The sequence below is a fragment of the Mesorhizobium sp. CNPSo 4688 genome (genome assembly GCF_057784295.1).
On sequence record NZ_JBWLUY010000033.1, the window covers coordinates 14,156 to 40,217 of the forward strand.

The 26,062-nt window shown below is 59.9% G+C and carries 22 protein-coding genes and 1 pseudogene; 12 read left to right on the plus strand and 11 right to left on the minus strand.

Annotated elements, in window-relative coordinates; genetic code table 11:
* Positions 1-4: 4 nt before the first annotated feature.
* From AC04SH_RS32375 to AC04SH_RS32395, 5 genes are all read left to right on the plus strand, one after another.
* Positions 5-718, plus strand: coding sequence for an ABC transporter permease (locus AC04SH_RS32375; RefSeq protein WP_488577832.1), 714 nt, complete (start codon positions 5-7; stop codon positions 716-718).
* Positions 715-1,407, plus strand: coding sequence for an ABC transporter permease (locus tag AC04SH_RS32380; protein WP_477231872.1), 693 nt, complete (start codon positions 715-717; stop codon positions 1,405-1,407). Before AC04SH_RS32375 ends, AC04SH_RS32380 begins: the two co-directional genes overlap by 4 nt.
* A 132-nt stretch (positions 1,408-1,539) precedes the next feature.
* Positions 1,540-3,126: a gamma-glutamyltransferase gene (gene ggt, locus AC04SH_RS32385; protein ID WP_488577833.1), complete on the plus strand. Its 1,587-nt coding sequence runs from the start codon at positions 1,540-1,542 to the stop codon at positions 3,124-3,126.
* Between the two features lie 66 nt (positions 3,127-3,192).
* Entirely contained in the window at positions 3,193-4,719 is a 1,527-nt protein-coding gene (locus tag AC04SH_RS32390; protein ID WP_488577834.1) for an acyl--CoA ligase, read from the plus strand.
* Between the two features lie 2 nt (positions 4,720-4,721).
* On the plus strand, positions 4,722-5,702 hold the full coding sequence (locus tag AC04SH_RS32395; protein ID WP_488577835.1) for a 2-dehydropantoate 2-reductase: 981 nt from the start codon (positions 4,722-4,724) through the stop codon (positions 5,700-5,702).
* A 117-nt stretch (positions 5,703-5,819) separates the two neighbouring features.
* Here the strand turns inward: AC04SH_RS32395 and AC04SH_RS32400 are convergent, their stop codons facing one another.
* The 4 genes from AC04SH_RS32400 to AC04SH_RS32415 are packed head-to-tail and all read right to left on the minus strand — an operon-like array spanning position 5,820 to position 11,176.
* Positions 5,820-6,626, minus strand: coding sequence for a crotonase/enoyl-CoA hydratase family protein (locus tag AC04SH_RS32400; RefSeq protein ID WP_488577836.1), 807 nt, complete (start codon positions 6,624-6,626; stop codon positions 5,820-5,822).
* A 43-nt stretch (positions 6,627-6,669) separates the two neighbouring features.
* A complete protein-coding gene (locus tag AC04SH_RS32405; protein ID WP_488577837.1) occupies positions 6,670-8,391 on the minus strand; it encodes an acyl-CoA dehydrogenase family protein in 1,722 nt (573 codons plus the stop codon).
* A gap of 26 nt (positions 8,392-8,417) precedes the next feature.
* Positions 8,418-10,043, minus strand: a complete 1,626-nt coding sequence (locus tag AC04SH_RS32410) for an acyl-CoA synthetase (RefSeq protein ID WP_488577838.1) — start codon at positions 10,041-10,043, stop codon at positions 8,418-8,420.
* A gap of 29 nt (positions 10,044-10,072) precedes the next feature.
* The gene (locus AC04SH_RS32415) at positions 10,073-11,176 is read right to left on the minus strand and encodes a glycine cleavage T C-terminal barrel domain-containing protein (protein ID WP_488577839.1); all 1,104 of its coding nucleotides are present in this window, start codon (positions 11,174-11,176) and stop codon (positions 10,073-10,075) included.
* A gap of 114 nt (positions 11,177-11,290) precedes the next feature.
* Here AC04SH_RS32415 and AC04SH_RS32420 point away from each other — a divergent pair, with 114 nt between their 5' ends.
* The 3 genes from AC04SH_RS32420 to AC04SH_RS32430 all read left to right on the plus strand — a co-directional run bounded on the left by AC04SH_RS32420 (position 11,291) and on the right by AC04SH_RS32430 (position 14,871).
* Positions 11,291-12,202, plus strand: coding sequence for a LysR substrate-binding domain-containing protein (locus AC04SH_RS32420; protein WP_488577840.1), 912 nt, complete (start codon positions 11,291-11,293; stop codon positions 12,200-12,202).
* Between the two features lie 246 nt (positions 12,203-12,448).
* Complete coding sequence (locus AC04SH_RS32425) at positions 12,449-13,876, plus strand: amidase (RefSeq protein WP_488577841.1); 1,428 nt, start codon at positions 12,449-12,451, stop codon at positions 13,874-13,876.
* Positions 13,877-13,971: 95 nt separating this feature from the next.
* Positions 13,972-14,871, plus strand: a complete 900-nt coding sequence (locus AC04SH_RS32430) for a helix-turn-helix domain-containing protein (protein ID WP_488577842.1) — start codon at positions 13,972-13,974, stop codon at positions 14,869-14,871.
* Positions 14,872-14,985: 114 nt separating this feature from the next.
* Here the strand turns inward: AC04SH_RS32430 and AC04SH_RS32435 are convergent, their stop codons facing one another.
* The 7 genes from AC04SH_RS32435 to AC04SH_RS32465 all read right to left on the minus strand — a co-directional run bounded on the left by AC04SH_RS32435 (position 14,986) and on the right by AC04SH_RS32465 (position 23,084).
* Positions 14,986-16,419 (minus strand): aldehyde dehydrogenase family protein, encoded by a 1,434-nt coding sequence (locus tag AC04SH_RS32435; protein ID WP_488577843.1) that lies wholly within the window; start codon positions 16,417-16,419, stop codon positions 14,986-14,988.
* A 40-nt stretch (positions 16,420-16,459) separates the two neighbouring features.
* Positions 16,460-17,500: a histone deacetylase family protein gene (locus AC04SH_RS32440; protein ID WP_488577844.1), complete on the minus strand. Its 1,041-nt coding sequence runs from the start codon at positions 17,498-17,500 to the stop codon at positions 16,460-16,462.
* A gap of 52 nt (positions 17,501-17,552) precedes the next feature.
* Complete coding sequence (locus AC04SH_RS32445; protein WP_488577845.1) at positions 17,553-18,359, minus strand: ABC transporter permease; 807 nt, start codon at positions 18,357-18,359, stop codon at positions 17,553-17,555.
* Positions 18,352-19,263 carry an ABC transporter permease gene (locus AC04SH_RS32450; RefSeq protein ID WP_488577846.1) on the minus strand — a complete coding sequence of 304 codons (912 nt, stop codon included), beginning with the start codon at positions 19,261-19,263 and terminating at the stop codon, positions 18,352-18,354. Before AC04SH_RS32450 ends, AC04SH_RS32445 begins: the two co-directional genes overlap by 8 nt.
* Positions 19,264-19,274: 11 nt before the next feature.
* Complete coding sequence (locus AC04SH_RS32455) at positions 19,275-20,387, minus strand: ABC transporter ATP-binding protein (protein WP_488577847.1); 1,113 nt, start codon at positions 20,385-20,387, stop codon at positions 19,275-19,277.
* 108 nt (positions 20,388-20,495) lie between these two features.
* Entirely contained in the window at positions 20,496-21,524 is a 1,029-nt protein-coding gene (locus AC04SH_RS32460; RefSeq protein WP_488577853.1) for an ABC transporter substrate-binding protein, read from the minus strand.
* Between the two features lie 159 nt (positions 21,525-21,683).
* Positions 21,684-23,084 (minus strand): aminotransferase, encoded by a 1,401-nt coding sequence (locus AC04SH_RS32465; RefSeq protein ID WP_488577848.1) that lies wholly within the window; start codon positions 23,082-23,084, stop codon positions 21,684-21,686.
* 459 nt (positions 23,085-23,543) lie between these two features.
* On the opposite strand from AC04SH_RS32465, the gene AC04SH_RS32470 reads away from it, so the two are divergent.
* The 4 genes and pseudogenes from AC04SH_RS32470 (at position 23,544) to AC04SH_RS32485 (ending at position 25,886) form a co-directional block, all read left to right on the plus strand.
* A complete protein-coding gene (locus tag AC04SH_RS32470; protein ID WP_488577849.1) occupies positions 23,544-23,666 on the plus strand; it encodes a hypothetical protein in 123 nt (40 codons plus the stop codon).
* Positions 23,667-23,918 carry a DUF3489 domain-containing protein gene (locus tag AC04SH_RS32475; protein ID WP_488577850.1) on the plus strand — a complete coding sequence of 84 codons (252 nt, stop codon included), beginning with the start codon at positions 23,667-23,669 and terminating at the stop codon, positions 23,916-23,918.
* A gap of 23 nt (positions 23,919-23,941) precedes the next feature.
* Positions 23,942-24,322, plus strand: a pseudogene (locus AC04SH_RS32480) (DUF2924 domain-containing protein); the annotation flags it as partial.
* A 103-nt stretch (positions 24,323-24,425) separates the two neighbouring features.
* Positions 24,426-25,886, plus strand: coding sequence for a recombinase family protein (locus AC04SH_RS32485; protein ID WP_488577851.1), 1,461 nt, complete (start codon positions 24,426-24,428; stop codon positions 25,884-25,886).
* Positions 25,887-26,062 lie beyond the last annotated feature (176 nt).

A 26,062-nucleotide genomic window follows, 5' to 3' on the forward strand; every position in this document is an offset into this window, starting at 1 on the left:
TTACATGACCAATCCTATGCATATTTTGGGCTTGCAAGAGGGCGGCTGGGGAGCCGCTCTGCTTCTCGCATCCGGTGTTACGTTTGCACTGTCCGTTCTCGGCTTTATCCTCGGTGCCACCTTCGGCGCCGCGGCGGCGGCCGGTCGGCTCTCGTCCCGCCGCGTCCCGGCCTGGCTCGCCCATGTCTACGGCACGGTATTTCGCGGTGTGCCAGACTTGCTGACGATCTACCTCCTCTACTACGGCGGCAGCATCGCCCTGACGCAGATCGGCACGTTTTTTGGCAGCGCCGGCTTCGTCGGGCTGCCGACTTTTGCCACCGGTGTCCTGGCGATCGGCATCATATCGGGCGCCTATCAGGGAGAAGTCTATCGCGGCGCCTACGAGGCCGTGGATCGCGGCCAGTTCGAGGCCTGCAAGGCGCTCGGCCTGTCCCGATCTCAATCGCTTCGCCTCGTCATAGTGCCGCAACTGATGCGCCACGCCCTGCCGGGGCTCGGCAATGTCTGGCAACTGGTGCTCAAGGACTCGGCACTGATCTCCGTCATCGGCCTCGTCGAACTGATGCGCCAGGCGCAGATCGGAGCAGGTTCGACGCGAGAACCTTTCATCTTCTATATTGCCGCCGCCGCGCTCTACTTCGTCATCGCCGCCGTGACCGCTTCCGTCTTCCGTTATGGCGAGGCGAGAGCCTGGAGAGGCATGGTCCACGCGTGATCGACTTCGCCTTCTTTCTCGAGATCATTCCCGTCCTGCTTGCTGGCCTGCCGTTGACACTGCTGCTTACAACAGCCTCGATGGTCATCGGCTTCCTTTTGGCATTGCTGCTCGCGCTCGCCCAACAGGGAAAACGCCGCATCGTGATATGGCCCATCCGTGCCTTCGTTGCAGTCTTTCGCGGAACCCCCCTGCTGGTACAGATCTTCCTCATCTACTATGGTCTCGGCCAGTTTCGGCCGTCGCTCCAGGCTATCGGAATCTGGTGGCTGTTCCGGGAGCCTTACTGGTGCGCCATCGTCGCGCTCAGTCTCAATGAAGCTGCCTATGGAAGCGAGATCCTGCGCGGGGCAATAAAGGCTGTGCCGCGCGGACTGACCGAGGCCGCTGCAGCCTCCGGCATGTCGAAGCTGCTCACGCTGCGCCTGATTGTGCTGCCTCTGGCCCTGCGCCAGGCGATCCCGAATTACAGCAACGAGATCATCCTCATGGTCAAGGGCACGTCACTTGCATCGATCATCACGCTGATGGAAGTCACCGGGATCGCGCAGGGGCTTATTTCGCAGACCTATCGCGCCGTCGAGGTGTTCGTGGCTGCCGGCGCGATCTATCTCGCTCTCAATTTCACAATCATCTCGGCGCTGAACGCACTGGAAACGCGGCTAACGCCCTATCGGGTCCGGGCATGAAACGTGCGTGTGTCATAACGAGGAGAATTGGCGACATGCGCTGCGTCGAGAAGCCGAAGCGACCCGCCGCCGTCTTGCGTTACGCCGTGGCGGCCACGTCGCATCCATCAGACCAAGGGATACAGAGACAGAATGCGTGATTTTCAGTTTCCCGGCCGCTCGCCGGTTCGTGCCACCGAGGCGGTCGCGGCGACATCGCACCCGCTGTCGACGCTTGCGGCGATCGAGATGCTGCGTGCCGGCGGCAATGCTATGGACGCTGCGGTCTGCGCCGCCGCCGTACAAGGCGTCGTCGAGCCGCAATCGACCGGCATCGGCGGCGATTGCTTTGTCCTCTACTGCCCGAAAGGGCAAGGCAACGTGCTGGCCTTCAACGGTTCGGGCCGCGCGCCGGCGGGTGCGACCGTCGACTGGTATCTGGACAAGGGTTTCAGCGAGCTTCCCAAACAGGGGCCGCACGCGGTGACGGTGCCGGGCGCCATCGATGCCTGGTGCAGGCTGCTTCACGACCATGGCAGCAAGGATCTTGCCGAGGTGCTGGCGCCGGCCATTCACTATGCCGAGAACGGCTATGTCGTGCATGACCGCGTCGCCTTCGACTGGGCGGACCCGGAGATCGACCTTGCCGCAGACGAACATGCCGCGCGCATCTTCCTGCCGGCCGGCCAGGCGCCGAAGGCCGGCGACATCCACCGCCAGCCGGAACTCGCCGCCACCTTGCGGATCATTGCAAAACATGGCCGCGCCGGCTTCTACGAAGGCGCGGTCGCCGACGACATGGTCCGCCGGCTCAAGGAACTGGGCGGGCTGCATTCGCATGAGGATTTCGCGGCGACCAAAGGGGACTATGTAACGCCGGTCAGCACCTCTTATGGCGGGTACGACATCTACCAGATGCCGCCGAACAACCAGGGGCTGACGGCGCTGCTCATGCTGAACGTGCTGTCGGGCTTCAAGCTCGGCGAACTCGACCCCGACGGCGCCGAGCGCCTGCATCTGGAGATCGAGGCCGGGCGCCTGGCCTATCGGGACCGCGACCGCTACGTCGGCGACCAGGATCAGGTTCACGTGCCGATAAAACAGCTTCTGTCCGCCGCCTATGCCGACCGGCTGCGCGCCGAGATCGACCCCGAACGTGCCATGACGCATCTGCCGAAGCTGGACCTGCAGGGCAGCGATACGGTCTACATCTCCGTGGTGGACCGCGACCGAAACGCGGTCTCTTTCATCAACTCGACCTATTATTCGTTCGGCAGCGGCGTCGTCGGCCCGAAGACCGGCATCGTGCTGCAAAACCGCGGCTCGAGCTTCCGGCTCGATCCCGCGCATCCCAATGCGATCGCGCCCGGCAAGCGGCCGATGCACACCATCATGCCCGGCATGGCGACGAAAAACGGCCGCGTGGTGATGCCGTTCGGCGTCATGGGCGGCGGCTACCAGCCGTTCGGCCATGTTCATCTTCTAACCAACATGATCGACTTCGGCATGGATCCGCAGCAAGCGCTGGATGCGCCGCGTGTGTTCTACAACGATGACATTGTGGAGGCTGAGCGCAACGTTCCCGATGAGGCGATCGAAGGCCTGCGCAAGCGTGGCCATAGCACCGTCGAACCGCATCAGCCGCTTGGCGGCGGCCAGGCGGTGCTGATCGACTGGGAAAAGGGCACGCTGACCGGCGCCTCCGACCCGCGCAAGGACGGGATGGCGCTAGGATATTGATGGCCGGCTGCATCACATCTGCGTGTCGCGGCTTATTTTGACGGATTGGAACGACAGTCGGTGACCATGACCAGCAAAGCAAATTCGCAAGGACTTTCGCGCCCGCTCGCCGCCGGCGCCGACGACGCGCCGGCGATCCTGGCGCCTGACCGGCCCACCCTAACCCATGGCGGGCTGCGCGACCTGATCGGTGCCACGGCGGCGGCGCTGCATGCGCGCTGCATCGGCCGGGGCGACCGTGTGGCGATCGTGCTCCCGAACGGGCCGGAGATGGCGACGAGCTTCGTCGCCGTGGCGGCAAGCGCCTCGACGGCGCCGCTCAATCCGGCCTACCGGGCGGACGAACTCGATTTCTACCTGACCGATATCGGCGCCAGGGCAATCCTCGTCTCCGCCGACGAGAACGGACCGGCGGTGACGGTGGCCGAGCGTCTCGGCATTGCCGTGCTGCGGCTGGTCGTGCCGGCGGGCGCACCTGCTGGCTCCTTCACCATCGAGGGCGCGGCGGTCGGCCCACAGGCGGCGCCCGCCATGGTAGGAGATGACGACATCGCGCTGCTGTTGCACACGTCGGGCACGACATCGCGCCCAAAACTGGTGCCGCTCAGCCATGCCAACATCGCCGCCTCGGCAGCCCATATCGGCGCCACGCTTGGCCTGACCGCCGACGACCGCTGCCTCAACATCATGCCGCTGTTCCACATCCATGGCCTGATCGCGGCGGTGCTGTCATCGCTGGCAGCGGGTGGCAGCATCTACTGCACACCGGGTTTCAACGCGCTGCGCTTCTTCCAGTGGCTGGGCGATGCCAAGCCAAGCTGGTACACGGCGGTGCCGACCATGCACCAGGCGATCCTGCCGCGGGCGGCGCGCAATGCGGAAGTGCTGGCGGCGGCACGCCTGCGTTTCATCCGCTCGTCCTCGGCATCGCTGCCGGCGCAAGTGATGGCCGAACTGGAAGCGACCTTCGGCTGCCCGGTGATCGAATCCTATGGGATGACCGAGGCGGCGCACCAGATGGCCTCGAACCGACTGCCGCCGGGTCAGCGCAAACCGGGCAGCGTCGGTGCCTCAGCCGGTCCGGAACTGGCTGTCATGGCGCCCGACGGGCGGCTGCTCGAACCCGGCGAAACTGGCGAGATCGTCATTCGCGGACCCAATGTGACGGCAGGCTACGAGAAGAACCCGGATGCCAACGCCACGGCCTTCGCGCATGGCTGGTTCCACACCGGCGATCAAGGCGTGCTCGACGAGGACGGTTATCTCCGCGTCACCGGCCGGCTGAAGGAGATCATCAACCGCGGCGGCGAAAAGATCTCGCCGCTCGAGGTCGACGACGTGCTGATGGACCATCCGGCGGTGGCGCAGGTCGTCACCTTCGCCATGCCGCATGAGAAGCTTGGCGAGGAGGTCGCGGCGGCGGTGGTGCTGCGCGAAGGCATGATCGCCACCGAGAGCGACATCCGCGCCCACGCCGCGACGCGGCTCGCCGACTTCAAGGTGCCGCGCAAGGTGCTGATCCTGGACGAGATCCCCAAGGGAGCGACCGGCAAGCTGCAGCGCATCGGGCTGGCCGCCAAGCTCGGGCTTTGACGATGAGGATCACCATTTTCGGGGCCGGCGCCATCGGCGGCTATCTCGCCGCCAAGCTGGCGCTTGCCGGCCGCACCGATCTGTCGATCGTCGCGCGCGGCGCGCATCTGGACGCGATCCGCGCCGGCGGCCTGCGCCTGATCGAGGACGGCGCGGAGACGGTGGCGCCGGTCAAAGCCGCGGCGAAGGCCGAAGAGCTTGGCGTGCAGGATTATGTCGTGCTGGCGCTGAAGGCCCATTCACTGCCCCCGGCGCTCGACCAGATCGAACCACTGCTGGGACCGGACACCGCGGTCGTCACCATGCAGAACGGCGTGCCCTGGTGGTACTTTCACGGACTGAGCGGGCCGCTCGAAGGCACCCGGCTCGACAGTGTCGACCCGGGCGGCGCGATCTGGCAGCGGATCGGGCCGCAGCGCGTCATCGGCTCGGTGGTCTATCCCGCCGTCGAGGTCGACGCACCGGGCCTCATCCGCCATGTCGAGGGCAGACGCTTCTCGCTCGGTGAACCTTCCGGCGAGAAGAGCGAGCGCGTCACGCGGCTCGCCGAGGAAATGGTCAAGGCCGGCCTGCAGGCGCCGGTGCGCGACGACATCCGCAGCGAAATCTGGGTGAAGCTGTGGGGCAACCTGTCCTTCAACCCGATTTCGGCGCTGACCGGCTCGACGCTTGCCGCAATCGTCGCCGACGACGGCACCCGCGCGCTCGCCCGCACCATGATGCTGGAAGCGCAGGCGATCGGCGAAAGCCTGGGCGTGCGCTTTCCCATCGCGGTCGACCGACGCATCAAGGGCGCCGGCGACGTCGGCGAGCACAAGACCTCGATGCTGCAGGACCTGGAGCGCGGCCGGACGATGGAAATCGACGCGCTGGTCAGCGCCGTGCAGGAACTCGGCCGGCTGACGGACCGGTCGACACCGGCGATCGACACGGTGTCGGCGCTGGTGAAGCGGCTGGCGGTGGAGCGCGGGTGTTATTCCTGAAACGGCACCCGCCGTCTCATCAACCCGAACGGCGCATTCCTTCCATTGCACAGGGGTGCCCGCCTTAGTGACCAAGCCCCGCCTGAAGGCAATTCAGTTACAAACCAATCCCGGATCTCAATAGTTGGCCCGCACACGTGCCGCGCTTTTGTCGGCGAAGGCGGCGAGCCGAGCACGTGCTTCCGGCTGGGTGTTCACCACACCCGCGACGACAGCCTCGGCGTAAGCGGCATCCAGCGCGGACATATTCTGCATATGGCTCACAGCGGAGCAGATCGCAAAGTTGGACAGGGGCAGGTTCTGCGCTGTTTTGTGGGCGAGTTCGAGGGCCTTCTCGAAACTCGAGCCTTCGACGATGTACTGCGCGAGCCCCAGATCGACCGCTTCTTGCCCCTGATACACCCGGCCCGTCAGCATCATGTCGATCATGCGCGACTTGCCCACCAGATCGGTGACGCGGATAGTGGCGCCGCCGCCGGTGAAAAGTCCGCGTTGGCCTTCAGGCAGCGCAAAATAAGTCGTCTTGTCCATCACCCGGATATGCGCCGCGCTGGCCAGTTCCAGCCCACCGCCCACAACCGCGCCGTTCAGGGCCGCGATAATCGGCACGCCGCCATATTCCATCTTGTTGAAGGCCTCGTGCCAGCGCAGGCAAATATGCATGAAATCCGCTGGGCTGCGGTCAGCTTGATGATGTTCAATCAAGTCAAGTCCGGCGCAGAAATGGTCCCCCGACCCGGCCAACACGATCGCGCGCACGCCCGCGCGAGGAGCGGTGGAAAAAAAGGCGACCAGTTCTTCGATCGTATTTGCATCCAGCGCATTGCGTTTGGTGGGACGGTTCAGGGTTACGACCCAAACCCCCTCGTCATGAGCCTCGACGGCAAGGTTCTCGTATCGGGTCATGTCGATTTGGATGGCCATGTTGCGGTCCTGTTCGCGAGGTGAAGATGGGTGATGGTTCGACTCAGAATCCGATGTCCAACAGGCTTGCGGCGCCGTCCATGACGCGGGCTCGCTGAAGGTCGGCCTCCCTGAGAATGTGTTGGGCGTAGAACCGGGCCGTGGCGATTTTGGCAGCCATGAACTCGGGATCTCCACCGTCCTTCAGTCCCGCTTCGGCGACAAGGACCGAGCGTGCCAGTTGCCAGCCCGCGACAAGATTGCCAGCCAGCATCAGATAGGGCACGGCGCCGGCATAAGCGGCGTTCAACTCCGTTGGCTTGACCGCAACCAGATGGGCAACGACGGACTCAAATGCTTCGCGCGCGCAGGACAACTGCGCGGCGATCTCCTGCGCCACGGGCGAGCCTTGCCGTAGGGCATTTTCTGTTTGAGCTATCAATGCAGCGAGGCGTCTCGCGGTTGATCCACCGTCCCGAAGCGTCTTGCGGCCCAGCAGATCATTGGCCTGGATGGCCGTTGTACCTTCGTAGATCGGCAAGATTCGTGCATCGCGGTAGTGCTGGGCAACGCCAGTTTCTTCGATGAATCCCATGCCACCATAAATCTGCACACCGCTTGATGCGACCTGCAGGCTCATCTCGGTGCAGAAGCCCTTGACCAGCGGCACAAGAAATTCGGCTATCGCCAAGGCCTCCTCTCTCAGTTCCGGCGTCTTGGCAAACTGCGCACGGTCCTGCCATCCTGCAGCAGCGGCGGCAAGGGCGCGGCCGCCTTCGGTCGTGGCGCGCATATGCGCCAGCATGCGGCGGACATCCGGGTGACGGACGATGGGAACTGCCTCGAAAGCGCTGCCATCGACCGGACGGCCCTGTACACGGGTCTTTGCGTAGGACAGGGCCATCTGATAGGCTAGCTCAGCTATCGCAACCCCTTGAACGCCTACGGCGAAGCGGGCCGCGTTCATCATCGCGAACATAATTTCCAGTCCGGCGTTTTCGCGGCCAATCAGAAAGCCGGTGGCGCCTTCGAATTCGAGCATGCACGTCGGGCTCGCCCTGACGCCGAGCTTGTGTTCGATGCTTTGACAGCGGAGTGAATTTTGCGCGCCGGGTTCGCCGCTTTCGCCCACCAGCAGTTTCGGCACCAGAAACAGGCTGATGCCCTTGACGCCGTCGGGCGCGCCAGGCGTTCGAGCAAGGACGAGGTGGATGATATTCTCGGCCAGATCATGCTCGCCATAGGTGATGAAGATTTTTGTTCCGGAGATCTGATAGGTGCCATTCGCCTGGCGTTCGGCCCTTGTCCGTATCAGGGCCAGATCGCTGCCCGCCTGCGGCTCGGTCAGATTCATCGTGCCGGTCCATCTGCCGGAAACCAGCTTGTGCAGATAGGTCTGTTGGATTTCAGGCGACCCGAAACGGAGAAGCGCCTCGATCGCGCCATCGGTCAACAGGGGGCATAGCGCGAAACTCATATTGGCCGCGTTGATGATTTCGGTAGCGGCAGCGGCGACAGAGCGGGGCATATCATGCCCGCCGAATTCCGACGAGTGACGCAGCCCTTGCCAGCCCATGTCCACAAACTTGGCATAGGCCTCACGGAAGCCGGGCGGCGTTTGGACACGACCTCTGTCATAATGCGAGCCGATGCGGTCGCCCACTGCATTGAGCGGCTCGATTTCCTCGGCACAAAAGCGGCCGAACTCTTCAAGGACGGCTGAGGCCGTCTCGAGATCATTCACCGCATCGCCCGACCATGGCGCAATGTGGGCGATATTGAACATCAGGTCCTTGACCGGTGCTTCGAATGTCATGCCTGGGACCCCAGGTCACGGGCTGCCGCCCGCAGAATGAACTTCTGAATCTTGCCTGTCGCGGTTTTTGGCAAAGGGCCGAACACCACGGTTTTCGGTGCTTTGAAATGGGCGATATGGGCACGACAAAAGGCAATGATTTCCGCTTCGGTCGCGCTCGCGCCCTCGCGCAGTTCGACAAAGGCGCATGGGCTCTCGCCCCATTTCGGATGCGGGCGGGCCACCACGGCCGCAACGCTGATCGCAGGGTGTCGGTATAGAACGGACTCGACCTCGACGGACGAGATGTTTTCCCCGCCTGAGATGATCACATCCTTCAGCCGGTCCCGGATCTGAATATACCCGTCAGGATGGACCACCGCGGCATCACCGGACCAGAACCAGCCAGACTCAAAGGCCGCCGCGGTGGAGGTCGCGTCCTTGTAATATCCCTTCATCACCGTATTGCCGCGAATGGCGATCTCACCTTGTGTCAGCCCATCGCGCGGTACATCCGTGCCGGTGTCGCGGTCGACGACGCGGATGTCCTCGACCATCGGAAAGGCGACGCCCTGCATCGCCTGTTTTTCAGCTCTTGCAGAAACGGACAGGGCTTCCCATTCGTCCTGCCAAAGACATTGGGAAATATGACCGTAGGTTTCGGTCAGACCGTACACTTGCATCACATCGAGACCCATCTGCGCGGCCTTTTCAAGAACCGCGGGCGGGGGCGGTGCACCAGCGGTCATGACCCTGATCTGGGGATTGAAGGGTTGCGCGGAAGCATCGCGGCCGTCGCAGAGCATTTGCAGCACGATTGGCGCAGCTCCCATATGGGTGACGCGATGCGCCGCCATGGCCTCCAGCAGTTTGCCGGGCGACGCATCGCGGGTGAAAACCATGTTGGCTCCGACGATCGCCATCGACCAGGGATGGGTCCAGCCGTTGCAGTGGAACATGGGCACGACCGACAGATAGGTCGGGTGCTGCGGCAAGGCCCATGCGGCAATCGTCCCCATCGCCATCAGATAGGCGCCGCGATGGTGATAAATCACGCCCTTCGGCCACCCCGAAGTGCCGGAAGTATAGTTCAGCGCCAGCGCCTGCCACTCATCCTTGGGCAGTTCCCAACCCATGGGAGGATGAGCCGCCAGATCCTCATAGCTGCGTTCGCCGAACCCAGCAGAAGCCTGCATCTGCGCATCGACGACATCGACAACCGGGAGCGTGTTGCCGTTCAATCGAAAGGCTTCTCGCAGCACGGGTGCGAAGGCCGTATCGGCAATCACCAGCGTCGAGTCCGAATGCGCCAGGATATAGGCGACGGTTTCCGGCTTCAGGCGGGTGTTGATCGTATTCAGCACGGCGCCCAGCAAGGGTACGGCATAGTGCAGTTCGAAGAGCTCAGGAATGTTTGGCGACAGCACCGAAACTGTGTCCCCCGGCCCCACGCCCAAAGCCGCCAGCCCCGCCGCGACCGAACGGCAGCGAGCGCCAGTCTGTGCCCATGTGCGCCTTATGTCGCCATAAGTCACCGCAGTGCGCCCGGAGTAGACCAACTCGGCCCTTTTCAGGAAGGACAGCGGAGACAGGGCCACGTAATTGGCGTCATCGCGGCGGGCGGCGTCGTAGTGCTGTCTCATGCTCTGATCCTATGGCCAAGGTCCCAGCGTTACAGAAAAGGCAACTCTACGAGGTTGGCAGAAACCGGCCCCTGATCGCGCATCACCTGCACTGTTTCGCCTGCAGGCACGCCTGCGTCGATCAGCGCATAGCCGATGTTGGCTTTCAGACGCGGCGACCAGACGCAATTGGTCATCATGCCGATGCGCTGGCCATTGCGGATGATGTCTTGGCAGCGGAAGCCCAGGGGAGCAGGGGCATCGCCTTCAAGCACCAGACCGAGTTGATGGCGTTTCACACCCTCCGCCTTGATCCGGCGCAGCGCCTGGATGCCCACGACGTCATCAGCGACATCAAGATCAACGTACTTGCCCAGACGCACCTCGAACGGATTGGTCGCCTCGTCGGTATCACCACCGACCGACACAAGCCCGCTTTCGGTGCGTTCTGCCGTGGCAGGAGCGCCTGGGCCGATGCCCCAGGGCTGGCCCCCCTCCTTGAAGATATTCCAAAGCTGAGTGCCCCGAGTCCCGTCTTTCAGATAGATCTCGAACCCACCTTGCTTGGACCAGCCAGACCGCTGAACGGCCACCGGAATGCCTTCAATTTCGGTTTCCTTGAACCAGAAATACTTCAGCTGTCGAACCCAATCCCCCAATACATGGGCCACGACATCCTCGGCTTTCGGCCCTTGCAGCGCCATGGGGGAGACGTCAGGCTCGCTGACCTCGACGGTCAGGCCACGTTCGGCAGCAATGGCGCTGGCCCAAAACCAGATGTCGCTATCGGCAATCGATAGCCAATAAAGGTCATCCGCCAGCTTCAGCAGAATCGGATCATTGATGATCGTGCCTCTATGGTTGCATAGCGGCACATATTTGCCCTGACCGACTTTGCAGTTGGACAGATCGCGCGGTGACAGGATCTGCGCCAGGCGGCCCGCATCCGGCCCTTTCAGTTGCACCTGGCGCTCCACGCCGACATCCCATTGAGAGACGCCGTTGATCAGTCGCCAGTATTCCGCCTCGGGATCACCATAAGACGTGGGCATGATCATCCGGTTATAGATGCTGGCCGCGGTCATACCTTCGGCGACGGCCGAGGCGTAAAACGGTGACGGCCGCAATCGCGCCGTTGGGAAAACTGAAAACATCGGCCCCTCCCCCTATGGTCGACAACCAATGATCCGGCTGGCGGGGTTTCGTCAAAGGACGTATTAGGGGGGCATGCCTATACAAAAAGTTATGGCTGTGTTTTGGAGCGCGCTATGAACCGTTACCTCCCGCCTCTGACATGGCTACGCGCATTCGAGGCTTCGGCCCGTACGCTCAGTTTCACCCATGCCGCCTCCGAATTGCACATCACGCAAGCCGCGGTGTCCAAACATGTGAAATCGTTGGAGCACTATCTGCACCATGTGCTGTTCATCCGCCGCCCGCGCGGCCTGGAGCTCACCAAGTCTGGCGCCGCCTATCTGCCCAAGGTGCAGGATGCGATGGAACGGCTGGCTATCGGTACGCGTGAGGTGTTTGGCCAGCGCCGGACTAGCTCGCTGACTGTGCGATGCGCCATTTCCTTCGCGGTCAATTGGCTGGCTCAGCGCTTGCCCGAATATCTCGAACGTTATCCGGGCAAGAACATCCGCTTGCTGTCGAGCGTCTGGAATGACGCCTTTGACGCGCAGGACTTCGATCTCGACATCCAATACGGCACCGGACACCGGCCTGGGTTCAACAGCCATCGCCTGACGTGGGAAACCATCACGCCCCTTTGCGCACCCGACTTGCCTGGCCGCAATCCTCTGAACAGTCCGCAGGACCTGCGTCATCATCGCCTGTTGCACGTGCTGGGCTATCATGAAGGCTGGGGCATCTGGCTAAAGGCGGCTGGAGCCCAGCAAGTCGATGCCGGTTCAGGGTTGCATCTCGACTCGTCATTGACGGCGTTTGAGTTGGCGGCGGACTGTGCAGGCGTAGCACTGGGCCGCAGTTCCCTTGCCGGACATGCCCTGGCCTCCGGCCGATTGATAGCGCCGTTTTCTCTCGCGGTGCCTATCGATGAAGCGTTTCATCTGATCCAACCAGCAGGCAGCAGCCGCCATCCAGATGCCCCGTTGTTTGTCGAATGGCTGCTGTCCGCCGTACAGAAGTCGGAAAACGCCAACAAGCACGCAAGCTGAACGTCCATGAGGCAGCGCTCGCGGCGATGACCATCAGCTTCAGCAGCCGCATCAGGTGGTGGCCCCCCGCCAACGGCGAGGGCCATCCGACGCGATGGACTCCGAGACGATACAAAATGCCCAATACGTGGGCACTGACCCGAAACGGGAAGGATAGAGGTCAACGATCCGATGATAATACCATCTCAGGTCAGCCTGCCCAACGCAGTCGGCAGCTGACTAGCGGTTATTCATCGGAGCACAAGCTTGAGCCATTTGGACCTCTGCTACTTATCCGCCACTGAAGCGCTCGCGGCCTTTCGAAAGAAAACCTTGTCACCCGTCGAGCTTCTTAACGCGCATTTGGAGCGCATCGCGGCAGTCGGCTCCGACATCAACGCATTTTCATTTCTGTATGCCGACGATGCGATCGCCGCGGCAAAAGAGGCTGAACGCCGATACAGCAGCGGTACGAACGTGCGGCCACTTGAGGGCATTCCCGTGGCCATCAAGGATGAGAGCTTGATTGCAGGCAAGATCACGACATTCGGTTCGCTGATCTTTCAAAATGAGGTCGCCTCGGTGACATCGCCGGTGAACGAGCATCTGATCGATGCCGGGGCGGTCGTCATGGGCCGAACCACAACGCCTGAATTTTCTTGCGCCGGCTTCACCCATTCGCGCCTGTGGGGCGTCACACGCAATCCGTGGAACCGCGAATTCACCACCGGCGGTTCTTCCGGCGGTTCCGCAGCGGCGCTGGCCGCCGGATTCACGACGCTCGCCTCCGGTTCAGACATCGGCGGGTCCATTCGCATTCCCGCGTCAGCGTGCGGATTGGTTGGCTACAAGCCGCCATATGGGCGAAATGCCGATCTCGCTCCCTTTAGCTTCGATTTCTATAACCACCCCGGCCCGCTTGCTCGTAGCGTTGGCGACTGCATCCTGATGCAAAACATCATGAGCGGTCCCCACCCTCTCGACGTAGCCTCGCTTCGGCCGAAAATCGAAGTAGAGCCCAAACCCGCAGACATGAAATCGAAGCGAATCGCCTACTCCATCGATCTCGGTTTCAAACAAGTCAGCGAGGATGTGCGGAAGAATACCATCGAAGCGATCGGCCGTTTTAGAGATATGGGCGCCGAGGTGATCGAGGTCGATCTCGGCTGGACCCAGCGCGCCGAGGAAGCTGCGCGAGATTATCTTGCGTCAATCTTTGGGACATGGGTAGCGCAATACCTTGACACGCATGGCGACGATTTATGCGGCTATACGCGCACCTTCGCCGAAAGTGCTCGTGCGAAGGGAATGCGCGAGTACCTCAGATCGCTTGAGGTGGCCGGCGAAATGTATCAGACGTTCGGCCCGATGATGGAGACGTTTGACGCCTTCATTTGCCCATCGCTGGCAATACCAGCCGTCAGTGCGGACTTTGATCCGGCAAATGGACTTCAGATCAACGGGCAGGATGTCGAGCCGATGTTGGGCTGGTTGATGACTCACCCTTTCAACACGCTCAGCCGCTGTCCGGTCGTCAACATGCCTTCCGGGCGCGCTCCAAATGGAGTCCCCACTGGAATTCAGATAGTCGGCAAGACATATTGCGATCAGGAGGTATTGAGTATCGCCCTTGCCTATGAGGCTGAAATCGGAGCGTGGTACGGTAGCGACGAGCGACGTCCCGCGCTAGGATAGCCGCACAGGCGAACGAGTGATGTCTTGTCCTGAAATTTCTTCAACCGAGGGTTCGGCGCTAAATTCTTCAGAGTAGTGCAGGAGGTGCGCGCGGCGTGTATTTTGAGACCACCTTCCATGACGCAACGGAGCAGGAAGCGTCCTTGCCAGGTTGGCGGCAGGAATACCGACAGGTCTCGACCGGCGGCTATGACGGTCGAACCATGGCTATCCTGCTCCCAGGCGTGGAGATTTTGCGCGAGACCATCAGTGTCGGCACGGAACAAATGTTCTCGGCGCCTGAAGGCAGCATGATCTTCTATTACTACCCTAAACGCGATCGAAGCGAATTGGTCCGCGGCGAAAAAGCGCCCGGCGTCTCAGGTTTCGCCTTAAACTGGACCAATCGCATCGGGTTCATGGATGCCGATAGCGACCTGCTGATGCTCGTCCTGAGGCGTGATGCTGTTGCGGACGAGGACCGCAGCAGAATAGCGGAGCTTGTCGAACCGCCGCTAGAGAATGCGGCTTTTCTTGCAGACTGGCTGCTGTCGTTGCTCGGTGGCGCTCGCCAACAATCGCATCCCTGCGCGTGGGGAGACTTCGATGACGTGCTCGCGGACGTCATTACAGATCGTTTCGAGCTGCTTTTCCAGAAAAGCCTTGTTCGCCAAATGCCGCACATAGCGCAGACAGAAAAAATCTATAGAAAGATCCGCGATCGAATTTTCGATGCGCCTGATATGCCCCATTCGGTGAAGTCGCTGTCGCGAGATCTTGGTGTATCGGCCTTCAACCTCAGGGCATCCTGCCAAAGTTTCACGCAGATCCCTCTCGACAGAATCCTGATGATGCTTCGCCTCAACGGCGCCCGCCGCGACTTGCTGCACGCTCGTTGTTCGCCGCGGAAGGTATCTGACATAGCAATGGATTGGGGCTTCTTTCACTGGAGCCGCTTTGCGCTGCGCTACAAGTCGCTTTTCGGCGAAACACCCTCTCAAACCCTGAAGGGTTAGCATCGCCAAGGGCGTCCCGCATCGTCACCGCACTTGCTCCATATCCTCAGCGTTCACTGGCTTCAGACGTCCTTTCGCGACGGTTTTGAGCTGTCGCCGAGGGGGGGACGATGGTCACGCCCCCCAACCTACAATCCCCTTGACCTCCATAAAGTCGCGTATTCCCCAGTGGCTGTATTCGCGGCCATTCCCGGACTGTTTATAACCGCCGAACGGTGCATGCGTATCCCACGGCGCATAGTTGACGTAGACTGAGCCGGCTTGCAGTTTGCGTGCGACCGCTCTTGCTCTTTCCAGGTTGCCGCTTTGTACGTAGGCGGCCAGACCGTAGATCGAGTCGTTCGCGATCCGTATCGCGTCCGCCTCGGTATCGTAGGGAATAATCGACAGGACCGGACCAAAAATTTCCTCGCGGGCAATCGTCATCTCCGGCGTAACGCCACCGAAGATCGTTGGCTTGACGTAGAAGCCAACATCGAGACCCTCAGGTTTGCCTGGTCCGCCTGCAACCAGGGTGGCGCCTTCTTCGATGCCAAGACCAATCATCCGCTGGATCTTGTCGAATTGCTGCTGGCTAATCACTGGCCCCATATCGGTATCTTCACGTGAAGGATCTCCGACGCGGGTGGCGGCCGCGACCCGCCTCGCGATGTCGAGCGCCTCGGCATGGCGATCGGCCGGGACCAAAAGGCGCGTTGGCGCGTCGCAAGATTGGCCCGAATTGCTGAAACACGCCTCGACACCCTTGACGACCGCATTCTCCAAGTCAGCGTCGGCCAGCACGATATTGGCCGATTTTCCGCCTAACTCCTGAGCCACGCGCTTGACTGTTTCAGCGGCAGTTTTGGCGACCATGATGCCCGCGCGCGTGGATCCTGTGAAGGACACCATATCGACGCGAGGATGACCTGCTAGATACTGTCCGACCTCAGGTCCTGTCCCATTGATGAGGTTGAAGACACCCTTGGGTATTCCGGCTTTCTCAAGCACTTCCGCGAAGATGATTGCACTGAGGGGCGCCAACTCGGACGGCTTCAGCACGACTGTACAGCCCGCCGCAAGAGCCGGCGCGACTTTGCAGACGATTTGGTTCAGTGGCCAATTCCACGGCGTGATGAGCGCGCAAACGCCGATAGGCTCCCAGGTGATCATCGAGCTTGCGTGGTGCTCGTCGAAGCTGAATGCTTCAAGAGCCGCGATTGTCGATTCCAAATGAATCTGCCCTGCCCATGCTTGGGCCTCGCGGGCAAATTTCAAGGGTGCACCGAGTTCCGTGCTGACGGCCCGCGCGATATCGTCATAGCGATCATTGTAGCATCGTAGGACATTGCGCAGGAGTTCCAGCCTCTCGTTCTTGCTTGTTTGTGAGAAAGCCGGGAAGGCCGCGAAAGCGGCTTGCACGGCCAAGTCGGCATCTTCGATAGTGCCGATCGCAATCTGCATGAACGGATGTTCGGTCGCGGGATTGATCACGTCCATTCGGCCAGCCCCGCCCGGCATCACCCATCGTCCGTCGATATAGAATTTCGATGCGTTGTCGGACTGCATGCTTGCTCCAGTAAGATTGTTGTTCGTTCTTGCCAGTGGCTCAACGGCGGATGGCATCTTCATAGCCAGAAAGAGCCCCGACAACATTGATGCCGACGTCTTCGACGGCATAGCCGCCTTCCAGAACGAACAGGGTTTTCGTCCCGAGGCCTGCCAGGTGGGCGCCGATAAGCGGAAAATGGTCGTGGGAAAGTCGGAAGCGGCTGATCGGATCGCCCTCGAAGGTGTCAACGCCATGGGAGATGACGACTACGTCAGGGCCAAACTGCCGGACGCTGCCAAGCGCGAAGTCAAGTGCGCCCTCCCATTGCGCCCAGTCGGTGCCATGCGGAAGCGGTATGTTGATGTTGAACCCCTCTCCGCTGCCGGAACCTCGTTCATCCGCGTAGCCGGCAAAAAACGGATAATCATTACGGGGATCGGCGTGAAGGCTGACAACCTGAATGTCACCGCGCGCGTAGAATATCTCTTGTGTGCCGTTGCCGTGGTGATAGTCGATGTCCAGAATTGTCACGCGCGCGGCGCCAGCGTCCAGCAGGCGCTGCGCGGCGACGGCAGCATTGTTGACGAAACAATAGCCGCCATTGAAATCGGTTCCGGCGTGGTGGCCGGGCGGACGGCAAAGGGCAAAACAAGCCTGTTCGCCCTCAATGATCAAATCTGCCGCGGTCACGGCGGTGTCATGCGAAGCCTTGACGGCTTCCCAGGTGCCTTCGACAAACCCTGTGCTGGCATCGATCGAATATTGTCCTAGTAGGGCGTCGATAGAGTCTGGCGTGACATCCTTGTACCTGCCTCTCGCCGGCCAAGCGTAGGGAAGAGCTGTACCCGTCCGTCCAGCGTCCCGCCAAAGCCGCCACGCTGACGCTATGAATTCGAGATAGGCAGGCGAGTGAATCCGCTTGGCGGTATCCAGGGACTGCGGCCGTGGGTTAAGAACGGGCCCGAGACGCACCTCCTCGATCCGGCTTGTTATGAACGTTGCGCGCGATGTGTTCTCGTAACCCTCGACAACAGCGCCATTGTAAAATTCGAATTGACCCTGGTGTTTCAGCTGTATCGGCGAGAAAATCGTTTTCATAGAGCATTGCCCACGTTGCGGATATCAGGACGGGATGTGAGAAATTGAGACTTCAATTGATCTTCGTTCGCTGGTTCACGACGTAGATGCACATGACAAGCGCCACGGAGATCAGCAAGAAAACGGCCGCTATCGCATTGACCTCAGGAGTAATCGTGCGGCGCACCTGGCCAAGCATATAAGTAGGCAGGGTGTCCTGGCCGGCCGTCTTTACGAATTCGGTGATCACGACGTCATCCAGCGACGTGACAAAGGCGAGGATGAAGCCCGCCAGAATGCCTGGGAAAAGCAAAGGCATTGTGACGAAGCGAAACGCGTTCCACGGCGATGCGTACAGATCACCGGCAGCACGTTCCAGGCTTATGTCCATCGTCTGGAGGCGGGCACGGATCGGGAGATAGGCGAACGGCACGCAGAACGCCGTGTGCGCCAGGATCAGGTATCCGAGACCAGAATAGCCGGTCCAGCCACGAAATGTAGCGGTTACAATCAGCAGCGCGACGGCAGTAACGATCTCAGGCACCATCAGCGGAACAGAAATTGCACTATAGGCTAATGTCCACCCTCGAAACCTCGGGGTCCGGCTCATGGCCAATGCGGCCAGCGTCGCCAACGTTGTCGACAAGGTGGCCGATATAGCGGCAAGTTTCAGCGACAGGATAGAAGCGCTGATCACTTGCTGATTGTTTGCGGCGCTTTGAAACCATCGAAGCGAAAATCCTCCCCATTTCGCAGGACTGGTCCCGGCATTGAACGCAAAAACGAGCGCGACTGCCAATGGTGCGTAGAGGAAAATGAACGTCGTGATGGCGACAGCGCCGAAGCCACGCTGGTGGGTTACCGGGAACGCTTTAGCCATGTTCGTGTCCGTGGCTGTCGCCATGACGGATGTAGACGAGAAGCGCCACCATCACGATGCCCATCAGAGCCAGCGAAAGCGCGGAGCCGAAAGGCCAATCGCGGCCTTGGCCGAACTGAAATTCGATGTAGTTGCCAATCATAAGATTTCTGCCGCCACCGAGCAGGATGGGGGTGACATAGGTTCCGATTGCAGGGATGAACACAAGAATGGAGCCGGCGATGATGCCGGGTCTGGCAAGTGGTACGATGATTTCGCGAAGCACATTAAATGGACGAGCGTACAGGTCGGACGCCGCCTCGAGCAGGCTTCGGTCCTGCCGTTCCAGACTTGCGTAGACAGGCAAGATCATCAGAGGCAGGTAGACGTAGACCAGTCCGAGGCAAATCGCGAAATTCGTAAACAGCATTTGTATCGGTTCGGAGATCAATCCTGCCTTGATCAGAAGTGTATTTATGATCCCTTCGTTCCGGATCAGATCCTGTATGGCGAACGTGCGGATCAGGAGATTTGTCCAGAACGGAACAGTGACGAGCAAAAGCCATACCTCCCGGTTGAGCGGATTGCGGGTCGCGATGAAATAGGCGGTGGGAAATCCGACGAGCAGGCACAGAACCGTGGTTGCCAGCGACAAGAGAAGCGAGCGCAGCAGAATAGCGAGGTTCGTCCCTGACAGCGTCAGCGTGTCATCGAAGACATCGCGGTCAAAAAGGACGCGCGTCCAGGCATCGAAAGATGGGGCGAAATTCACGCCGCCGGTCGGACCAGGGGTCAAGAATGAATACGTCACGATAACCAGAAGGGGTGCGATCGCACCGATAATGACGACCAGAACCGCGGGACTGATCAAAAGCCATCGCGTTCGGCTTGCTGATTTAGACCGGACTGCTTCAAGACTTGCCATCTCTACGCCTCTCAAGCGGGTAGGATCTGGGCTGAGTTCGGTGTGAAATTCACCGAGACCTCGTCCCCGATCGCGATGGAGAGATTTTCCTCCGGCGAATTATACCTGCGGACCGTGACAACAGCCGCGCCACTGCTCAGTTCGACTGTGTACTGCGTCTCGGCGCCGCAGAAACTTACCGTTTTCACGGACCCGGTAAGTTGGCCGGCCGGCTCCTGGTTCAACGGAGAAATTCGCAAATGCTCGGGCCGAACGACGATGTTCACCAGTTGACCGGGCGCAACCCTGTCCTTCGTCGGAATGGCGACGGCGCCGATCCCCCGAAGATCGATCACGGCCCCGCGATCATCCGAATTGAGCCCTCTCCCCTGCAGGAAATTCGTCTCACCGACGAAATTCGCGACGAAGTGATTTGCAGGCTTGATGTAGACTTCGTGCGGGGTTCCGACTTGCATTATTTCACCTGAAGACAGCACGGCGACGCGATCTGACATCGTCAAAGCCTCCTCCTGGTCATGCGTCACGAAAATGAAAGTGATGCCCGTCGCAGCCTGGAGCGACTTGAGCTCCATCTGCATTTCCTTGCGGAGTTTGTAGTCCAGCGCTGAAAGTGACTCGTCGAGAAGCAAGACCTTCGGCTCGGATGCGAGCGCGCGCGCCAGCGCGACCCGCTGCTGTTGGCCGCCCGATATCTGACTTGTTCGCCGATCGGACAGATTTTCCAGTCGCACGAGTTTCAACATCTCATCGACACGGGCAGCGATTTCGTGGCGGGGACGTTTGAGCATCCGCAGCCCAAAGCCGATGTTCTGCGCAACCGTCATGTGCGGGAAAAGAGCATAGTTCTGGAAGACGGTATTGATGGGCCGTTGGAACGGAGGTACCGACGCAATATCCTCGCCACCGAGAAGGATGGTGCCGGCCGTCGGATATTCGAAGCCGCCTATCAGGCGTAATAGAGTGGTTTTTCCGCAACCCGAAGGCCCGAGCAACGTGAAAAACTCATTGTTGAAGATGTCCAGCGTCGTGCTCTTGACCGCTGTGACGATGGCGTTTCCGGAACCGTAGGTCTTGGTGACCTGGTTCAACCGGATGGCTACGCCCGGCGCAGATTCATCTTTCATATTGTCCCCAAAATGAATCACTCAGCAAGGAGTTATGCCGCCGATAGGAAACGCGCTATCGTCGAACGGAGTGCAGGCATCGCCAGCGGACCGGCATAATAGCAGCACCTACTTCTGGACGTCCTGCCAGATACGACTGTAGAGCTGCGTGATCTTCGGGTCGCAAAGCGTCAGAAGCTCACCCTTTGCTTTCATATCGTCGGGAATGGTGAGCTCCGGAGCACCCCTAATATCGTCAGTATAGTATTTCTCAGCGCCGATGATGGCCGCTCCATATTTGGCATAGACCGAATTTAATGCCGCGTTTTCGGGCGCCATGATGAAGTTTTGAAAAAGCTTGGCGTTCTCCAAATCTGGAGCATCCTTCAGAACCACCACATTATCAGAGCCATAGGTGAAGCCTTCTCGAGGAAGGCCATAAGCGATGCTGTGGTTTTCAGTACGCCGCTTCAGCGCGGAACCACTCCAGTCAAGCGAAGCCGAAACATCTCCGGTGGCCATTCTCTGTATGCCGGCATAGTCGATCGACAGCCAGCTCTTCTTGGCTTCCAGAAGACGGTCGCGGACCTTGGTGAGCACAGCCTTGTCGCTTGTGCACCATGTTCCGCCTTCGAACTTGATCGCGGCGAACATGATATCGTTCATTTCGGGAACGATATTGATCTTTCCCTTCAGTTCGTCCGGCGGATCCAGAATCACCTTCCAGGTATTTATGTCGCCCTTGAAGACCGACGTATTGACGCTGATGCCACTCGTATACCAAAGCCACGGCACGGAATATTTTCGGTCTGGGTCGAAGGCGGGATCCCGCCACCTCTCTTCGAGGTTCTTGGCATTTTCCATCTGCCCGGGGTTTGTCTCGGCAAGCAGCCCCTCTTGAATATAAGTGGGGACGAAGCTTTGCGACGGAACCACGACGTCGAACCCGGAGGAGCCCTGGCGCACTTTTGCAAGCGCGGTGTCGTTGGAATCGAAATCCGTCAACGTCACATGGACGTTGTAGGTTTTTGAGAATTTATCGATCAATTCGGGACTGGTGTACTCGCCCCAATTGTAGATGTTGAGATTGCCTTCAGCCAGGGCGACAGTGGTGCTCAGGCCGAGAAGCAACGCGGTGGACGTGACTGTGAATTTCATTTTGCCCTCGCTTGGTTTCTGGCTCGATAATCCGGTTTTCCAACGCTTCAGAGCCTGAGGGCTTCCCAAAGGAGCTTCAGGCCCGGCTTCAAAATTGTTCAGGCTGGTTGGCTGTCGTCTAGCCATCCGCACTGCCTAAAAGGAAGGCAGGCAGCCGGATTATGCCGGTCTCCAAAGTCCCTCACGGATCAGGTCATCCGCAGTGGCTTCAATTCCTTTGCGAAGAGCATCGGTCATCATGTCGATTTGCGAACGGCTGATTGTCAGCGGCGGCGACATCACGCACATATTGATCAGGGGCCGGACAAGCAATCCATTCTCCTGGCAATGAAAATCGATGCGCTTACCGACGGTCAGGTCGAGATCAAGACGATTCTCCGTCTTGGCGTCGGCAACACATTCAATCCCCGCCATCAGTCCGGCCCCGCGCACCTCGCCTACGAGGGGTAGTTCCTCGAGCGTCCGCAACTGCTCTTGAAAGTAGGGACCGATTTCACGCGCGTGATCGAGGAGACCATCTTCCAGCAGTTCGATATTGCGGATTGCCACCGCGCAGCCGATGGGATGGCTGGAATAGGTCAGACCATGCACGAAGTTCGCCTTGGGATGGTTCAAGCGGCGAAGTTCGCTGAGCAAGCGACCCGACACCATGACGCCACCGAGGGGAAAATATCCAGACGTGACACCTTTCGCGAAAGTGATCATATCCGGCTGGATTCCGAACACATCCTGCGATGCGAAGATATGGCCGAGCCGCCCGAAAGCAGTGACGACCTCGTCGGCGATAAACAGAATGTCATTTTCCGCGCAGAGCGCTCGCATGCGCTTCAGATAGTTCGGCGGCGACATCAACACTCCGCCGCTCGCCTGGATCGGTTCGGCGACAAGAGCGGCGATCTGTTGGGCGCCCTCGCGCTCGATGAGCGCGCGAAACTCATCGACGAGGAAATCTTCGAACGCCTCCAGCGACAAGTCCGCCGGTCGGTGGAAGGGATTGGGGCAAGTCAGCTTTCTAACGAGATCGCTTGCGCCATCCATCCAGTCGTGATCGCGCGGGCGGCCGTTCAGCGATGCGGTCAGGTATGTCGAACCATGGTAGCTTCCTTGGCGTGAGATCAACAACTTCTTCTGCGGCAGTCCACGGACGTTGTTGTAGAACTGCACGAGCCGTATTGCTGTTTCGACGGCGGATGAACCGCCAGTCGTCAAAAAGGCATGGTTGAGGTCCCCCGGCGCGCGCTCTGCAAGCATTTGCGCAAGCTTCTCCGCAGGACCGTTGCTTGTATACCACGGTGTTGAATAGGTCAGGGACATTGCCTGGTCGCGCAATGTATCGGCCAGGGCTTTGTTGCGGTGTCCCACGTTGATGCACCACATGCCTGCCGGTCCGTCGATCAGTTTTCTGCCGCTCTGATCAGTGACGAAGATATCTTCGGCAGATGTGATGAGCTCGCGAGCTTCCGCACCGATACTGCCGGCCAAAGGCGTGGCCTGGATCAGATGAAACCGCTCATTGGTGGGGGCGCCGGTTTCCGTTGGCGAGAGAGCAGGTTCAACCATAATAATCCTCACGATCTAAGACTAAGCCGTAGGAAGCATGGAACCCCTTCTCGCTCTAGCCACTGGACAGTGCGACAACGCCTATAAAGTAGGCATCCTTGACAAGCGATCGTCTCGCACAAACCTTTCCAGGCAACTTGCGAAGCTGGTTGGCAATGTCAGGAATTGGCGCAAAACGCGCCGCCTCGGCTGTTCGCTCGGACGTCCGCTTTTGGGATGCGGCTAGGATCTGCTCAACGACTGACATGAGGCGCAAAGCTGCAGTTGGGAAGCCTGTCGAATAACCACGAGGGAGCGACATTCGACTGGACTTCATACGGCAACGAAGCATTGGTGTTCCCAGCGCACCAGAAGAGCAGCGTATTAAGACCAAGCAGAATCTCCAGCCCGCCAGGACAGCGGGCTTCGGTCAGTACAAGCGCCGGAATGGTCCAAGCTTCTAACTGATGGAGATCTGAAATGGCTATCCTCAATAACACCACCGCGAAGGCTGACAAAACCGATGCGGGCGAGACGGCGTCCAGCGTCGACAACAGCACCCCAACCCGGAAGCTCCGCGAGAAGTCTGATGTGACCGTCTGAGTGATCGTCAAGAAGGCAAAGGACGAAGCGCCCGCAACGCCTACCAAAACCGACATCGTCCTCAAGAAGCTGAAGTCGGCCAAAGGCGTTACAATCCAAACCCTGATGGATACAACGGGATGGCAGGCGCATTCGGTGCGGGGTTTCCTCTCCGGCACCGTCAAGAAGAAGCTTGGACATGAGGTGGTGAGCGAAATCGGCAAGGACGGACAACGGCGATACCGCATTGTCGAGGCAAAGACCGTCGGTTGACCTCGATGCTTAAGCGACAGGACATGGATCGTGAGATCGCCGCGCTCGGCGATCTCACGCGTGATCAACTCACAGCAGCCTGGACAAAGGCCTATGGCTGCCCGCCGCCAAAAGGGGTCAAACGTGGGTTGCTTGAGCGGTCGGCCGCCTGGCATCTCCAGGCCAAGCGCTTGGGTGGTTTGACTTCGACCGTCAAGAAAACACTCGGGACAAGCAGCCCGCGTCGGACCAACTTGGATTCCGTCCTACCGCGCAATACTGGGTCGGACAGCCAGGACGGAGTTCCATCAGTCCCGCCTGCGTCATCGGACATCGTATTGACGTCGCCGCCACGAACTCTTCCGCCAAAAGCCGGCTCCCGCCTGATGCGGGAGTGGAATGGTCGGATGCACGTTGTTGAGGTGATCAATGATGGCTTTGTGTTTGACGGCAAGACGTACGGATCGCTGTCGGCTGTCGCCGCCGGATTACCGGCGCACATTGGTCTGGCCCAAGGTTCTTTGGCCTATGACCGCAATCCCTCGTCTCAACTGTGCAATCTACACGCGCAAGTCGACCGAAGAGGGATTGGAGCAGGAGTTCAATTCGCTCGATGCTCAGCGCGAAGCCTGCGCGGCATTCATCGCATCGCAGGTCGGTCTTGGCTGGAAGCTGGTGCCAGATCATTACGACGATGGTGGCATATCGGGCGGCACGATGGAGCGCCCTGCCCTGAAGCGTCTCTTGCAGGACATTCGGGAGGCTTCGAAGAAGAAGGGCATGTGGATGGGCGGCGTGGTGCCACTCGGCTATCGCGTTGATAATCGTAAGCTAGTGATTGACGAAACCGAGGCACAAACAGTCAAGCACCTGTTCGCCCGCTATCTCACCCTGAAGTCGGTCCGGGATCTCGTTGACGAGGCTGCGAGCGAAGGACTCTCGACAGGATCGCGACAGCGCAAAGACGGATCCGTTGCCGTCACCATGCCGTTTGGTCGCGGCAATCTTTATCACCTTCTTTCGAACCCGATCTTCATCGGCAAGATCAGGCACAAGGATCAGGTCTACGATGGAGAGCACGAGCCGATCGTCACGTTGGCCACTTTCGAAGAGGCCCAGGCACTTCTTGCCTCACAGGCGCCGCGGCGGCGAAGCGATTCCAATGTCACGCAACCTCATCTGCTCACCGGTCTGCTCTTTGATGAAGCGGGCGAGAAATTGCGATCGGTTCATGCCAACAAACAAGGTGTTCGCTACCAATATTATGTCTCGAAACAGTTCGTCGATGAGCGCCGAAAAGGGTCAGAGGGCTGGCGTCTTCCGGCACCCGCACTTGAATCAGTTGTTGAGCATCGCCTGAATCGGATTCTCAGTGATCAAGCCCAACTGTCTGATTGGATTCGGCAATGGGCAGACTCTGGCGAAATCCAAGCAGCGATGCGGCGAGTTGACGAGATGCGGTCGTGTTGGGCTTCAGGCACTACGGATGCGAAGCGATCTCTGCTCCAAAAGATCGTTCGCAGGATCACCCTCAAGCTTGGGTTATTGACCATCGAACTGGATCGCCGCTCGCTATCGGAATTGCTTCTCGACCGGACACTGCCACTAAACGAGGGCGCCCAGGTAACTTCCATAGAATGCCCAATCGGAATGAAGCGGCGCGGCGTCGAAACGCGGATCTTGCTTACAGACGGATCTAACATCAGCCGAGAACCCGATGGTGCTTTGATCGACCTGCTGCGTCGAGCCCACTTGTACCTCGGTCAACTTACCGACGGAGCCCACCGAAGCCTCACCGACGTTGCCATGCTCAACGGCACCGATACATCCGAGGTCAGCCGCCTCCTGCCCTTCGCTTTCCTCGCTCCGAAAATTGCGGCCAACATCGTTGCAGGTGGTCAACCTGTTGAACTAACGGCGCACCGGCTGTCCCGTTTGTCGGACCTCCCGCTTGCCTGGGCTGACCAGGCTTCAATCCTCGGGTTCTAACCATCCGGCGAGCATCTCGCTGATCACTCGACCATCGCTTTGGCAAACACTTGGCTACGGAATTCGCCCGACTGAGACGGACGACCAAAAGTCGGGGGTTTGGGGCGCTCACAGCGTCGTCTCAGCCAAGTGTTGGCGACCACCCGCAGCTAACCCCCGGAAATGTCGGAGCTATT

What these genes read in the sequence shown, in the direction of transcription:
- AC04SH_RS32375 (WP_488577832.1), top strand. Translation starts at nt 5, where the DNA reads ATGACCAATCCTATGCATATTTTGGGCTTGCAAGAGGGCGGCTGGGGA.
- ggt (WP_488577833.1), top strand. Translation starts at nt 1,540, where the DNA reads ATGCGTGATTTTCAGTTTCCCGGCCGCTCGCCGGTTCGTGCCACCGAG.
- AC04SH_RS32390 (WP_488577834.1), top strand. Translation starts at nt 3,193, where the DNA reads ATGACCAGCAAAGCAAATTCGCAAGGACTTTCGCGCCCGCTCGCCGCC.
- AC04SH_RS32395 (WP_488577835.1), top strand. Translation starts at nt 4,722, where the DNA reads ATGAGGATCACCATTTTCGGGGCCGGCGCCATCGGCGGCTATCTCGCC.
- AC04SH_RS32400 (WP_488577836.1), bottom strand. Translation starts at nt 6,626, where the DNA reads ATGGCCATCCAAATCGACATGACCCGATACGAGAACCTTGCCGTCGAG.
- AC04SH_RS32405 (WP_488577837.1), bottom strand. Translation starts at nt 8,391, where the DNA reads ATGTTCAATATCGCCCACATTGCGCCATGGTCGGGCGATGCGGTGAAT.
- AC04SH_RS32410 (WP_488577838.1), bottom strand. Translation starts at nt 10,043, where the DNA reads ATGAGACAGCACTACGACGCCGCCCGCCGCGATGACGCCAATTACGTG.
- AC04SH_RS32415 (WP_488577839.1), bottom strand. Translation starts at nt 11,176, where the DNA reads ATGTTTTCAGTTTTCCCAACGGCGCGATTGCGGCCGTCACCGTTTTAC.
- AC04SH_RS32420 (WP_488577840.1), top strand. Translation starts at nt 11,291, where the DNA reads ATGAACCGTTACCTCCCGCCTCTGACATGGCTACGCGCATTCGAGGCT.
- AC04SH_RS32435 (WP_488577843.1), bottom strand. Translation starts at nt 16,419, where the DNA reads ATGCAGTCCGACAACGCATCGAAATTCTATATCGACGGACGATGGGTG.
- AC04SH_RS32440 (WP_488577844.1), bottom strand. Translation starts at nt 17,500, where the DNA reads ATGAAAACGATTTTCTCGCCGATACAGCTGAAACACCAGGGTCAATTC.
- AC04SH_RS32445 (WP_488577845.1), bottom strand. Translation starts at nt 18,359, where the DNA reads ATGGCTAAAGCGTTCCCGGTAACCCACCAGCGTGGCTTCGGCGCTGTC.
- AC04SH_RS32450 (WP_488577846.1), bottom strand. Translation starts at nt 19,263, where the DNA reads ATGGCAAGTCTTGAAGCAGTCCGGTCTAAATCAGCAAGCCGAACGCGA.
- AC04SH_RS32455 (WP_488577847.1), bottom strand. Translation starts at nt 20,387, where the DNA reads ATGAAAGATGAATCTGCGCCGGGCGTAGCCATCCGGTTGAACCAGGTC.
- AC04SH_RS32460 (WP_488577853.1), bottom strand. Translation starts at nt 21,524, where the DNA reads ATGAAATTCACAGTCACGTCCACCGCGTTGCTTCTCGGCCTGAGCACC.
- AC04SH_RS32465 (WP_488577848.1), bottom strand. Translation starts at nt 23,084, where the DNA reads ATGGTTGAACCTGCTCTCTCGCCAACGGAAACCGGCGCCCCCACCAAT.
- AC04SH_RS32470 (WP_488577849.1), top strand. Translation starts at nt 23,544, where the DNA reads ATGGCTATCCTCAATAACACCACCGCGAAGGCTGACAAAACCGATGCG.
- AC04SH_RS32485 (WP_488577851.1), top strand. Translation starts at nt 24,426, where the DNA reads ATGACCGCAATCCCTCGTCTCAACTGTGCAATCTACACGCGCAAGTCG.